The 12,019-nt window shown below is 62.4% G+C and carries 9 protein-coding genes; 6 read left to right on the plus strand and 3 right to left on the minus strand.

The window, feature by feature from the left end:
• Positions 1 to 568 precede the first annotated feature (568 nt).
• From ppk1 to DWX39_RS11320, 3 genes are all read left to right on the plus strand, one after another.
• A complete protein-coding gene (gene ppk1 / locus DWX39_RS07000) occupies positions 569 to 2,971 on the plus strand; it encodes a polyphosphate kinase 1 (protein WP_369832167.1) in 2,403 nt (800 codons plus the stop codon).
• A gap of 98 nt (positions 2,972 to 3,069) precedes the next feature.
• A complete protein-coding gene (gene rlmD, locus DWX39_RS07005) occupies positions 3,070 to 4,398 on the plus strand; it encodes a 23S rRNA (uracil(1939)-C(5))-methyltransferase RlmD (protein WP_117759007.1) in 1,329 nt (442 codons plus the stop codon).
• A 137-nt stretch (positions 4,399 to 4,535) separates the two neighbouring features.
• The gene (locus DWX39_RS11320; RefSeq protein WP_197032199.1) at positions 4,536 to 4,865 is read left to right on the plus strand and encodes an IS3 family transposase; all 330 of its coding nucleotides are present in this window, start codon (positions 4,536 to 4,538) and stop codon (positions 4,863 to 4,865) included.
• 175 nt (positions 4,866 to 5,040) lie between these two features.
• Here the strand turns inward: DWX39_RS11320 and DWX39_RS07015 are convergent, their stop codons facing one another.
• From DWX39_RS07015 to DWX39_RS07025, 3 genes are all read right to left on the minus strand, one after another.
• Complete coding sequence (locus tag DWX39_RS07015; protein ID WP_117759008.1) at positions 5,041 to 6,489, minus strand: PTS transporter subunit EIIC; 1,449 nt, start codon at positions 6,487 to 6,489, stop codon at positions 5,041 to 5,043.
• A 31-nt stretch (positions 6,490 to 6,520) separates the two neighbouring features.
• Entirely contained in the window at positions 6,521 to 7,951 is a 1,431-nt protein-coding gene (locus tag DWX39_RS07020) for a 6-phospho-beta-glucosidase (protein WP_117583936.1), read from the minus strand.
• Between the two features lie 122 nt (positions 7,952 to 8,073).
• Entirely contained in the window at positions 8,074 to 9,054 is a 981-nt protein-coding gene (locus DWX39_RS07025) for an EamA family transporter (protein WP_117638210.1), read from the minus strand.
• A gap of 499 nt (positions 9,055 to 9,553) precedes the next feature.
• On the opposite strand from DWX39_RS07025, the gene DWX39_RS07030 reads away from it, so the two are divergent.
• From DWX39_RS07030 to DWX39_RS07040, 3 genes are all read left to right on the plus strand, one after another.
• Positions 9,554 to 10,096, plus strand: a complete 543-nt coding sequence (locus DWX39_RS07030) for a DJ-1 family glyoxalase III (protein ID WP_117635391.1) — start codon at positions 9,554 to 9,556, stop codon at positions 10,094 to 10,096.
• Positions 10,093 to 10,674 carry a nucleoside triphosphate pyrophosphatase gene (locus DWX39_RS07035; protein WP_117635392.1) on the plus strand — a complete coding sequence of 194 codons (582 nt, stop codon included), beginning with the start codon at positions 10,093 to 10,095 and terminating at the stop codon, positions 10,672 to 10,674. The genes DWX39_RS07030 and DWX39_RS07035 overlap by 4 nt, the downstream gene beginning before the upstream one ends.
• Before the next feature lie 101 nt (positions 10,675 to 10,775).
• Entirely contained in the window at positions 10,776 to 11,777 is a 1,002-nt protein-coding gene (locus DWX39_RS07040) for a P1 family peptidase (RefSeq protein ID WP_117759010.1), read from the plus strand.
• The last annotated feature ends 242 nt before the right edge of the window (positions 11,778 to 12,019 follow it).

Genomic DNA, 12,019 nt, shown 5'->3' on the forward strand with positions numbered 1-12,019 from the left:
CCTTTCGTCATGGCCTCCTACCTTTCTTTCGGGCCTTTCGGCCGAATCTCTCAGCACCCTTCCGTAACGGGTGCTGCTTGCTGACAGCTCTAGTTATATCCAAATTCCAACCGCAATTCCACCTCGCCCCCGAACGGTCAACAAAGTTCGATGAACGGTATATCGAATATGATTCTCCCATAATGCACTTCGGCGTTCTAAAGTAGCTTTTCTAAGGTAAATGCTCTTTTTTCTTAAAAATCATTCGCAATTACAACTCCAATCTTTCGATTAAGAATTGCATATCTAAAACGGTTTTATGTATATAAATGACGCTTGTTCGTGTTTCTGTCTGTATTCGATGATATTCAGCTACCTATCATTCTTATTCACACATACTCACCAGTTGAGTGAGGATATAGACCGTTTTTCACAACGCGAAGGGCGTCAGCTCTATGGCTTGTCAGCGTAAGAAGTAGGTAAAGATACCGTTCACGCGATACGTCCGTGCCATAGGCCGACTAAATTGAGACAATAGTGAATAGTGTTAGGCAACCGTCCCCCACGGGGACTGAACGGACAGATGCATATGCCGAGCAAAATCGAAAAAAAGCAAGCCGCTGCAAAGCTGCGTAAGCCGCCGCACGACTTCTCGTACACGCAGAACCGAGAGCTCAGCTGGCTGCGCTTTGACAACCGTGTGCTTGACGAAGCCTTCGACGAGACCGTTCCGCTGTTCGAGCGGCTAAAGTTCGTGTCGATTTTCGAGTCTAACCTCGATGAGTTTCTCATGGTGCGCGTGGGCGGCCTGTCCGATCTGGCAGAGCTCAAAAAACAGCCTGTCGACAACAAGAGCAATATGACCGCCTCCGAACAAGTCGATGCTGTCATGGCCGAAATGCCCGGGCTCCTTACCCGATGGGAGTCCATCTTTAAGAGCATCGAGGGCAAGCTCGACACCCTGGGCGTTCACCGCGCCCGCATCGATTCGCTTACGCCCGAGGAGCGCACCTTTGTAACCCGTTACTTCCAGGCCTACGTGTCGCCGGTCATCTCACCGCTGGTGATTGACCCGCGCCACCCCTTCCCCAACCTGCGCAACGGCGCACTCTACCTGGCCTGCGGCCTGGACGGCGTCACCGACGAGGAGAGTCTGCTGGGCCTTATCGAGATTCCCACCTCGATGAACCGCGTGGTCGAGATCCCCTCGCCCACCGGCACCTACTCCTACATCTTGCTCGAGGACGTCATCCTCGCCTGCCTGGACAGCTGCTTTGGCTCCTATAAGCCGCTCGACCGCGCGCTCATCCGCGTCACCCGCAACGCCGACATCGACCCGGACGGCGAGGGCGTCGAGGAGGAAGAGGATTACCGTCAGCACATGAAGCGCATCCTCAAGAAACGCTTGCGCCTGCAGCCGGTGGTGCTCGCGGTCTCGGGGTCGCTCGAGAAGGCGACGCTCAAGACCATCCGCAAGGCGCTCGAGCTTTCGCGCCGCTCTGTCTTTACCTGCGATATCCCGCTCGACCTAGGCTACGTCTTTGGCATTGAGGGCAAGATTCCCGAGCACCTGCGCAACGAGCTGCTCTTTACACCGTTTAAGCCGCAGCCCAACCCCACCATCGATATGACCCGCTCCATCCGCGAGCAGGTACTTCAGCACGACAAGCTGCTCTTTTATCCCTATGAGGCCATGAACCCCTTCCTGGATCTGGTGCACGAGGCCGCCTACGACCCCGAGTGCATCTCACTGCGCATCACGCTCTACCGCGTGGCCAAGCAGAGCCGCCTGTGCGAGTCACTGATCGATGCCGCCGAGAACGGCAAAGAGGTCACGGTGCTCATGGAGCTCCGCGCGCGCTTTGACGAGCAGAACAACATCGAGTGGGCCGAGCGCCTGGAAGAGGCCGGCTGCACCGTCATCTACGGCTCCGAGGGCTTTAAGTGCCACTCCAAGATCTGCCAGCTCACCTATCGCGAGGGCATGGCGCTAACGCGCCTGACGCTGCTGGGCACCGGCAACTTTAACGAGAAGACGGCCAAACTCTACAGCGACTTTATGCTCATGACCGCTCACCCCGGCATCGGCGAGGACGCCAACCTGTTCTTCCGCAACCTGTCGCTGGGCAACCTGCGCGGCGATTACCGCTTCCTGGGTGTGGCGCCCGTCGGACTGAAACCGCTCATCATGCGCGGGCTTGACCGCGAGATCCAGCGCGCCCTCGCCGGCGAGCCCGCCCGCGTGTTCTTTAAACTCAACTCGCTCACCGACCGCGAGGTCATCGACAAGATCGCCGAGGCATCGTGCGCAGGAGTCCGCGTGGACATGATCATCCGCGGCATCTCGTGCCTCAAGCCGGGCGTTCCTGGCAAGACCGAGAACGTGCATGTCCGTTCTATCGTCGGACGCTTTTTGGAGCATGCGCGCGTTTACGCCTTTGGCGTGGACTCGGACATGATCTATCTGAGCTCGGCCGACATGATGACACGCAACACCGAGCACCGCGTGGAGATCGCCTTCCCCGTGCTCGACCCCACCTGCCGCGCCCTGGTGCACGAGTACATGAGCATGCAGCTGCGCGACAACGTGAAGGCCCGCAGCCTCACGAGCGACGGCACCTGGGTCCCCGTGGAGCGCGCAGAGGGTGAGAAACCCTTCAACTCGCAGGAAGCCCTGCTGGAGCGTGCCTACCGCAACGCCGAGGCCGCGCCCGAGCCCGTCATTGAGGCAAAACCCGCCCCCGAGCCCGAGCCGCAGCCGGTAGCACCCAAGGTCCAAGAGGTCCAGGCGACCGTCATTGAGCCCGAGCCTGCACCTGCACCTCGACCCGAGCCGCAGGTCACCAAGCCCGCACCCGAGACGAGTGCCCGTCGCGATAAGCCCGCTGGCAAGACCAAGGCCATCGAGCGCCATCACCCCGGCCGCGTGCGCATGGGCTTGGGCCTGATCGGTCTGGGTCTCAAGACGCTCATTACCGGCAGGACGAAATAGTCGTTTGTAGAAGCAGTTTGTAGAAGCGCCCCGCATTTGAGCAAAGCCTCGGATGCGGGGCGCTTTTCCCTGCTACCATGGTGCGAGCAACAACACGAATGACAGGCAGGGATATGAAGCTCACTATAGAATCGATGACCTACGGCGCCGACGGGCTGGCGCACGCCGACAACGGCAAAGCCGTCTTTGTGCAGGGTGCCGTGGCAGGCGACACCGTCGAGGCCGAGGTCGTACAGGACGGCAAGTCGTTCATGCGCGCCCGCACCACCGAGATTCTGGAGCCGAGCCCCGATCGCATTCAGCCCCCCTGCCCCTACGTGGGCATCTGCGGCGGCTGCTCGTGGGGCAATCTCTCACGCACGGCACAGCTCGCCGCCAAGGAGCAAAACCTGCGCTCCACGCTCGAGCGCATCGGCAAGTTCGCTCCTGAGCAGGTCGATGAGTTGGTGCAGCCCATCTGCCACACCAAGGACGACTGGGGCTACCGCAATAAAATCGAGCTCGAACCGACCGTCGTCAACGGTCGCGTGCGCCTTGGCATGCACGGTGTCGACCCCAGCAAAATCGTGACCGTCGATGCGTGCCCGCTGTTCGATAAACGTTTTCCCAAGGCGCTCAAATCGGTCGTCGGCGCACTCAACTATCTAAGCGGCAGCCATGACTTAGGGCTCGAACGCGTGGGCATTCGCGCATCGCGCCGCACCAAGGCGCTCGAGGTTGCACTCTGGACGCCCACGGGCTCTTTTCCGCGCTCGCAAGTCTCCCGCGTGCTGGCGGTCGCCGCTCATCCCACGAGCATCGTGCGTGTGATGAGCAAGGGCGAAAAGAAGGCCCGCCGTGTCTCCAAGGTCGAAATGCTCGCCGGAGAGGGCTCATGGACCGAGAATATCGCCGAGGGTCAGATGCGCTTGTCTGCCCCGTCTTTTTTCCAAGTCAACACCAAGGGTGCTGAAATTTTGATCGAGCTTGTCATGGAAGCGCTCGACCCGCAAGAAGACGAGCTTGCCGTGGACCTGTACTGCGGCGCCGGAACCTTTACCCTGCCGCTCGCCCGCCGCTGCGACTTCGTCGCCGCCGTCGAGGCCTACGGCCCGGCCGTGCGCGACCTGCGCCGTAACCTGGAAATCAACAAGCTTGATAACGTCGACGTCATTGGCGGAGACGCGGTGCGCGAGTTCCCCGACCAGGATGCCGACGTCTTGGTGGTCGACCCGCCGCGCGCAGGCCTCGCCCCCGAGGCGATCGACCTTATCGCCAGCACGAGCGCTCGCGATGTCGCCTACGTGAGCTGCGACCCCGCCACCCTGGCACGCGACCTTAAGCGCTTTGTCGAGGAAGGTACCTTCTCCCCCGTCAAGATCACGCCGGTCGATCTGTTCCCGCAAACCTTCCACTGCGAAACCGTCGTCCACCTCAAGCGCAACTAGACTGTTTGCCCCAGACCACGCCCGATGATTTTTCTGGCACGGGGATAAAAATAGATTTGCTCCGAATGATTATTTAATCCCCGTCCCGAAATTGAACCGCCCCTCATTTCTTGAACATTAGAAATGGGGGCTTCTTTATGGACGGGAGAGTCAGGCACGACGCCACGCTGAGGACTCTTGCAGCAGAGCTTTGCGACAGGGGGTGCGGGCGCGCCGAAGGCCAGCGGGAGGCCGAAGGGTGCCCGGACCCGGCCGGGGCCGGCGGCGTGCGAGGGCAAGCTCATGCGACGGAGCTGCTGCCCGGGCGCCTGAAGGACGAATTCTACAGGAGCCGGACGTGGCGGAGCTTCGAGGAGTTCAAGCGGGACCTCGAAGCCTATACCGTTCACTGGAACAAGAGGAGGCGGGTTAAGCAAAAGGGACTGACCCCGGAGGAGTTCCGAAATCAGTCCCCATGTGCGGCATAGGCCGCTAATTGACCCGTCCAAGTATCGGGGCGCAGTTCATTTCAGCGCCGCCCGAGAAAGCTAAACGCCTTCTGGCAGGTTGTCCCGGGCCGAGGGCGGCCACCTTGATCGCCCTCGGCCCTCACCCACCTCAACTGCCCCTCAATTACATAGAGCTGATTGAGGAGGGCGCAGGCTAGCGGGTGCCTTCCTCATCGTCGTTGGGCCGGTAGGTGATGAACTCGATAACAAAGGCCAGGACGGCAGAGACGAGCGAGGCGATGATCGCGAAGATCATGTGGGAGATCCCGGCGCCACCAGGGGTCCCGTCGATAAAGTTGAGCAGGTTGAAGACGCCGAGGCCGCCCGAGATGTACATGAGAGCGCCAGTCATTCCCACGATGACGCCGCCCACGGCGGAGCTCAGGCATGCCACGACGAACGCGCGCTTGTTGGGGAGGGCGATGCCGTAGATGCCCGGCTCGGTGACGCCGAAGAAGAAGGCGGAGATCATCGCGGGAAGGGCGATGCCGCGGAAGCGCTCGTCCTTGTTTCTGAGGTACATGGCAAAGATGACCGCTCCGAGCGCGAACCCGTGGCCGATGGTGGCGGCGAGCACGCTGTCGTGGCCGAGGGTGTTCAGATTCATGATGGAGATGGGGATGAGGCTCCAGTGGAAGCCAAAGATGACGAGGCACATCCACAGTCCGCCAACCAGGGCGCTGCCCAGGACGGAACCAACCACGGGGAGCTGGAAGATGAACGAGAACGCCGCGCTCAGCAGGTTGGTGATGAGGGTGGCCACCGGGCCGATGATGAGGTAGCCCAAGACGATGGAGACCGTCATCGTGGCGAGCGGGACAAGGAACATCTTGAGCGCAGCCGGCATCCAGCTCTTGAGCCAGCGCTCAAGGATAGAGCCGAACCACACCATGAGAAGGACGGGGATCACCGAGCTCACGTAGCCGGACACGGGCATGATGATGGGGAGCCCGAGGGCGGTGGCGTACCACGAGAACGTGCCGGCCACGCCGAGGTCGATGCTGCCGAGCGCCTCGCCCGAGGTCAGGGCGACCATCGTCGGGTAGAGAAGCGCCACGCCGATTGCCACGCCGGTGAACTCGTTCATGCGGAACTTGCGCGCGGCACTGAACGCCAGGGCGACGGGAAGGAAGTAGAAGAAGCCGTCAGCCACGGTGTAGAGCAGCGTGTAGAGGCCGTCGTTTGCAAAGGCCGGGACGAAGTAGGTGATGAGGGCAAGCAGTCCCTTCATGATGCCTGCGGCGGCAAGCGGTCCCAGGATGGGCTGGAAGATGCCAGAGATGAGGTCGATGACGACGGAGGCAACGGTCTTATCGCCCTGGGGCTCGTCGTCGGCGCTTGCGCCGCCCGAGAAGTTGCCGGCCTCCAGGACCGCGTCGTAGACGTCCTCGACGATGTTACCCACGACCACCTGGTACTGGCCGTTGGCCTGGATGACCTGGATGACGCCCTTGAGGGCCTCGATCTTGGCAGTGTTGGCGCGGGACTCGTCCTTGAGTTTGAAGCGCACGCGCGTGATGCAGTGCGCGACGCTGGCGACGTTCTCTGTGCCGCCTACGTTCTCGAGTATGGATCTGGCCAGATCGTCGTATTTTTCAGCCATTATTTTCTCCTTAGTGATATTGCCCGGGCGGCTAGCCCAGGTCGCCTCCGTTGGTGGCGATGGCCTGTTGATACCAGTAGAAGCTCTTCTTGCGCCTGCGCTCGAGCGTGCCGTTGCCCAGGTTGTCGCGGTCCACGTAGATGAAGCCGTAGCGCTTCTCCATCTCGCCGGAGCCCGCGCTCACGAGGTCGATCGGCCCCCAGGTGGTGTAGCCGAGCATCTCGACGCCGTCCTGCTCGATGGCGTCACGCATGGCCTCGATGTGCTCGCGCAGGTAGGCGATGCGGTAGTCGTCCTCGATCGTGCCGTCGGGAAGCACCTCGTCATAGGCGCCGAGGCCGTTCTCCACCACAAAGAGCGGCTTCTGGTAGCGGTCCCAGAGGTCGTTGATCGTGATGCGGAATCCCAGCGGGTCGATGACCCAGCCCCAGTCGCTCGTGCGCACGTAGGGGTTCTCCACGCCGGCGAAGGCGTTGCCCTCGGCGACGCCGCCCACGGAGTCGGGGTCGCCCGCGGTGCAGCGCGAGGAGTAGTAGCTAAACGAGATGAAGTCGACGGTGTTCTCCGCAAGGATGCGCTCGTCCTCGGCGGTCATGCCCACGTCGATGCCCTCGCGCTCGAGCATCTTGAGCGCGTAGCCGGGGTAGCGACCGCGCGCCTGCACGTCCACGAAGAAGAGGTCCTCCTGGTTCTTGACCTGCGCCGCGCGAACGTCCTCGGGACGACAGGAGTAGGGGTAGTAGCTTCCCGCGGCGAGCATGCAGCCCACCTTGTTCTCCGGATCGACCTCGTGGGCGATCTTGGTGGCCCAGGCGCTCGCCACGAGCTCGTTGTGCGCGGCGCGGTACTCGGCCTCGCGGGCATTCTCCCCGGGCTCGAGGACGATGCCGGCACCCATGAAGGGACGGTGCAAGATCATGTTCATCTCGTTGAACGTGATCCACCAGCGCACGAGGCCGCGGTAGCGGTTGAAGAGCACCGTCACAAGCCGCTTGTAGAGCTCGATAAGGGTGCGGTTTCGCCAGGCGCCGTACTTCTTGACGAGGTGGATGGGGCAGTCGAAGTGCGTGATGGTCACGAGGGGCTCGATCCCGTGCTCGCGGCAGCAGCGGAACACGTCCTCGTAGAAAGCGAGCCCGGCCTCGTTGGGCTCCTCCTCGTCGCCATTGGGGAAGATGCGGCTCCAGGCGATGGAGAGGCGAAAGACCTTAAAGCCCATCTCCGCGAAGAGGGCTATGTCCTCGCGGTAGTGGTGGTAGAAGTCGATGCCCGTCTGGGCCGGGTAGTAGTACCCGGGCTCGAAGTCGAGCATGCGCCTCAGGCCGCGGCTTACGTCGTTGCGCTCCGGCCCGTGTGGGATGACGTCGACGTTGGCAAGGCCGCGGCCGCCCTCGTCATAACCTCCCTCGCATTGGTTGGCGGCGGTGGCTCCTCCCCAAAGGAACCCTTTTGGAAATGGCATGGTGCCTCCTTCTCTCTGGCGCCCCCATCTCTGCGGGGGACGCTTTATAACGTCCTTGCGGCCTCGCGCGCCTGGCCCGTGGCCCTTTCCCTGATGCGCGCGGGCCGCCTGTGAAGGGGTGACTAGCTGACGGCTTGTCCTGCGGCGGCGCGACGTGCCTCCCGGCCTCCAAGCAGGGAGGGGACCTGTGCCAGGCACACGCCGGCGAGGATGATGGCGACGCCCAGCCACTCGACGACGCCGAGCGGCTCGCCGAGGACGATCATGGCGATGAGCAGGCCGGCGGGGAGTTCCGCGGCGGCCATGACGGTGGACAGGCCCGCGGGCAGGTGCGGAGAGCCCATGCCGAAGAGCAGGACCGGGCAGAGCATGCCAAAGAAGCCGGCGATGACGGCAAAGGGCAGGATGCCCTGGGCGAGGACGCCCGAGACGACGTAGTCCGGACACACCGTGAGCGACATGACCACGGAGCCCGCGCATACGATGACGCCACGCTGCTCGGACGAGCAGGGGGCCTCGACCTTGCCGGAGAGGGTGACAAAGAGGGAGCAGGACACGGCCGCCCCCAGCGCGCAGAGCAGGGCCACGGGGTCGTACCCGGTGATGCCGGTCTTGTAGACGCCGCTGGCGAACACCGTTCCGAAGACGATGACCAGGGCGGAGGCCACTTGGAGGAGCCTCGGCGGCCGGCGCGTCATGACGGTCTGCCACACGAGCCCCAGCCACGTGAACTGGAAGAGGAGCGTGAGTGCCACCGGGGCGGGCAGCACGCTCATGGCGTAGCAGTAGAGGATTGAGGTGAGGCAGGTGAGGGCTCCCAGGCCCATGAGCTTGAGGGCGAGCTTCCAGCCCACGCGCTGCCAGCGGTGCCCGAGTGCGTGCCCTGCGAGCGTGGCGAGGGCGAAGAAGAGGCAGCCGAACCACGCCTGGCTCGCCACCACCTGCGCTGAGGTGAAGCCCGCGGCGTAGGCGAGCTTGTAGGTCGTGGCCATCGCGCCGTAGCAGGCGCCGCCCGCAAAGACCTGGAGCGCCGCCTTGACCTGCCCCGCGCCCGCGGCTCCCGCCTCGGCGGTCTGTTGCTTGATTGTGTTTGTTTCTGCCATTAGGCTCCCTTCCGTCTGCTGTCTTGCAGATGCACGTCTCGTGCGTCTGTTCCCTGCAGTCGGAAGGTGGGCTCGTGCGGTCTTCTGGCGGTGCATGTGGTACCTGCTGCCAAGACGAAAAAAGCCACGCAACCGACTGCTCGGTTGCGTGGCAAAAAGGTGGCTAGCGCCCAGAAAAGTCCACGCGTTTTTAGACTGGGACAAAGTACTACAACAGGTGAGATTCCGTCAAGAAAAACCGAGGAAAAAAGTGAGCCTCTGCCCGCCGTACCTGTGGCGGTCGTTCCCCGAACGGGGCAGTGCTGTTGGGGACTGTCTCGATCTGTAACAGTTGGGGCTAGTTTTGGTCGATGGATGTTACAGATTGAGATTGTTGAGGATGGGTGGGGGTAGCTAATTCGGACGGGGCTATTTTAAACATTGGGAAATCGAGCGTGGCAAGCGGAGGTCTTCGGGGTATAAGACGGCTAATTGTATGCCGCCTATGAAAGGAACCCTCATGCCCAGCGTTGCCGTTCTCGCCGCCGATGGCTTTGAAACTATTGAATGCCTGACCATGGTCGATGTCATGCGTCGCGGCGGCGTGCGCGCCACGCTTGTCTCGATCATGCCCACGCGCGAGGTCGTAAGCTCGCTGCAGATTCCCGTAACCTGCGACGTACTCTTTGACGAGATTAACTTTAACGAGTATGACTGCGTCGTGCTGCCCGGCGGTCTGCCCGGCGCCACCAACCTGCGCGCCGACCAGCGCGTCTGCGACGTGGTCTGCGAGTTCGCCGCGACCAAGCACGTCGCCGCCATCTGCGCCGCCCCGTTTATCCTGGGTGAGCTCGACCTGCTCGAGGGGCGCCACGCCACGTGCTTCCCTGGCTTTGAGAAAAGCTTCCCCAAAGGCGCCTATACCGGCGAGAAGGTTACGCAAGACGGCAACATCATCACCGCCAGCGGCATGGCCCAGTCGCTCCCCTTTGCGCTTGAGCTGCTGCGCACGCTCGCCGGCGACAAGGCCGTCGAGAAGGTCGCCGAGGGCATTCAGCTATGATTTTGGCTTCGCAATCACCGCGCCGCATCGAGTTGATGCGCGAGGCGGGCTATGACATTCGCATCATTCCTGCCGATATCGACGAAACGCCGTTTGATGGCGAGGCCCCGCTTACGCTCGTTGAACGCTTAGCACGCGCCAAAGCCGCCGCCGTTGCCGCCGAGCATGCCGAGCCCAATGAGCTGACGGTCGCGGCCGACACCATCGTCACCTTTGACGGCAAGATTCTGGGCAAGCCGGCAACCGAGGACGAGGCGCGTACCATGCTCCGTGAGCTTTCGGGCCGCACGCACCAGGTCGCAACCGGCGTCTGCATCGTTAAGGCAGGCGATACGGCCGCCCCACATGCCGCCGAGAGCCTGTCCTTTGTCGATGTGACCGACGTGACGTTCTACGAGCTCACCGACGAGCAGATCGAGCACTACGTCGCCTCGGGTGAGCCCATGGACAAGGCCGGCGCCTACGGCATTCAGGGCACAGGAGGACGCATGCTCGTGCATGATATATCGGGCGACTTCTATAACGTGGTGGGCCTACCCATCGCTCGCGTCGCGCGCGCGATTCAAAAGCTCTCGTAATTGCATCTGGCGCTGGGTATCCCCCAGCGCCTACAATTTTGGCGTACCGTACGGATCCCGACCGGGCACATGGCGCGGCGGAAAACCGATAGGAGTTAAACATGGATACACTGCTCGAGGCCATTGACGTCTGCGATGTCGATGGCTTTTGCTATGGCAACTATACGGACGAGGAGGCCGGCACCGGTTGCACCGTAATCGTGGCACCCGAGGGCGCCACCGGCGGCGTTGACGTTCGCGGCGGTGCTCCAGCATCGCGCGAAACCGACCTGCTGCGACCCGAGAACACCGTCGACAAGGTCCACGCCGTCTGCCTTTCGGGCGGATCGGCCTTTGGTCTGGAGGCCGCAAGCGGCGTCGCCCGCGAGCTCGAGAGCCGCGGCATCGGCCTTCCCGTCGGCCCCACGCAGGTGCCTATCGTGTGCTCCAGCTGCATCTTCGACCTCGCCTTTGGCGATCCCACCGTGCGCCCCGACATAGAAGCCGGCATCGCCGCCGTGCGCGAGGCACTCGACAACACCCCCACCACACTCGAGCAGGGCAATGTGGGTGCCGGCACCGGTGCTACCGTAGGAAAGCTCATGGGCCCCACCACCTGCATGAAGGCCGGCCTTGGCGCTGCCGCCGTGGCGCTCGGCCCTGTCAAGGTGGGTGCCGTGGTCTCGGTCAACGCCTGCGGCAACGTCGTCGACCCGACCACGGGCGAGTGGGTAGCCGGCATGCGCGCCGCAGCCGATAGCAACCAGATCGTCGACATGGAGCTCGCCGCTTTTGCCGCCGCCGGCTCTATGCAGATGCCGCTCGACCGCACCAACACCACCATCAGCTGCATCGTCACCAACGTTGAGCTCACCAAGGCTCAGGCCACCAAGGTCTCCCAGATGGCCGCAGACGCCTACGCACACGCCATTCGTCCCACGCACACCACCAACGACGGCGACACCATCTACACCCTCGCCAGCGGCAAACTAGACGCTCAGACAAGCGCCACCGTTCCCCTAGACCTGCTGGGCATGCTCGCCGTAAGGGCCCTACAGACCGCCATCGTAAACGGAGCCAAAACCGCCAAAACCTCCCACGGCATCCCCGGCGCCGCGAAGTAACTTCACTCGACCGTCGGTCGGAGGCGGGCGGGCGTTACGTTTGCTGCTCTACAGTCCTATGCAAGACGAAGGCCACATTAAGTGGCCTTCTTTGCATGCGGAACTCGCGACAAACGTAACGTCCGCCCGCCTCCGACCGACTACCAACCAAATTCTTTTCAGCCCAGGCCCCTTTGTACCACGCGTCGAAGATCTTCAAATTCAGCTTGCTGACATAAAGCGAGACATAGCAGAGGACCCCT

The sequence above is a fragment of the Collinsella sp. AF19-1LB genome, assembly GCF_003459655.1.
In the GTDB taxonomy this organism is placed as follows: domain Bacteria; phylum Actinomycetota; class Coriobacteriia; order Coriobacteriales; family Coriobacteriaceae; genus Collinsella.

What these genes read in the sequence shown, in the direction of transcription:
- ppk1 (WP_369832167.1), top strand. Translation starts at nt 569, where the DNA reads ATGCCGAGCAAAATCGAAAAAAAGCAAGCCGCTGCAAAGCTGCGTAAG.
- rlmD (WP_117759007.1), top strand. Translation starts at nt 3,070, where the DNA reads ATGACAGGCAGGGATATGAAGCTCACTATAGAATCGATGACCTACGGC.
- DWX39_RS11320 (WP_197032199.1), top strand. Translation starts at nt 4,536, where the DNA reads ATGGACGGGAGAGTCAGGCACGACGCCACGCTGAGGACTCTTGCAGCA.
- DWX39_RS07015 (WP_117759008.1), bottom strand. Translation starts at nt 6,489, where the DNA reads ATGGCTGAAAAATACGACGATCTGGCCAGATCCATACTCGAGAACGTA.
- DWX39_RS07020 (WP_117583936.1), bottom strand. Translation starts at nt 7,951, where the DNA reads ATGCCATTTCCAAAAGGGTTCCTTTGGGGAGGAGCCACCGCCGCCAAC.
- DWX39_RS07025 (WP_117638210.1), bottom strand. Translation starts at nt 9,054, where the DNA reads ATGGCAGAAACAAACACAATCAAGCAACAGACCGCCGAGGCGGGAGCC.
- DWX39_RS07030 (WP_117635391.1), top strand. Translation starts at nt 9,554, where the DNA reads ATGCCCAGCGTTGCCGTTCTCGCCGCCGATGGCTTTGAAACTATTGAA.
- DWX39_RS07035 (WP_117635392.1), top strand. Translation starts at nt 10,093, where the DNA reads ATGATTTTGGCTTCGCAATCACCGCGCCGCATCGAGTTGATGCGCGAG.
- DWX39_RS07040 (WP_117759010.1), top strand. Translation starts at nt 10,776, where the DNA reads ATGGATACACTGCTCGAGGCCATTGACGTCTGCGATGTCGATGGCTTT.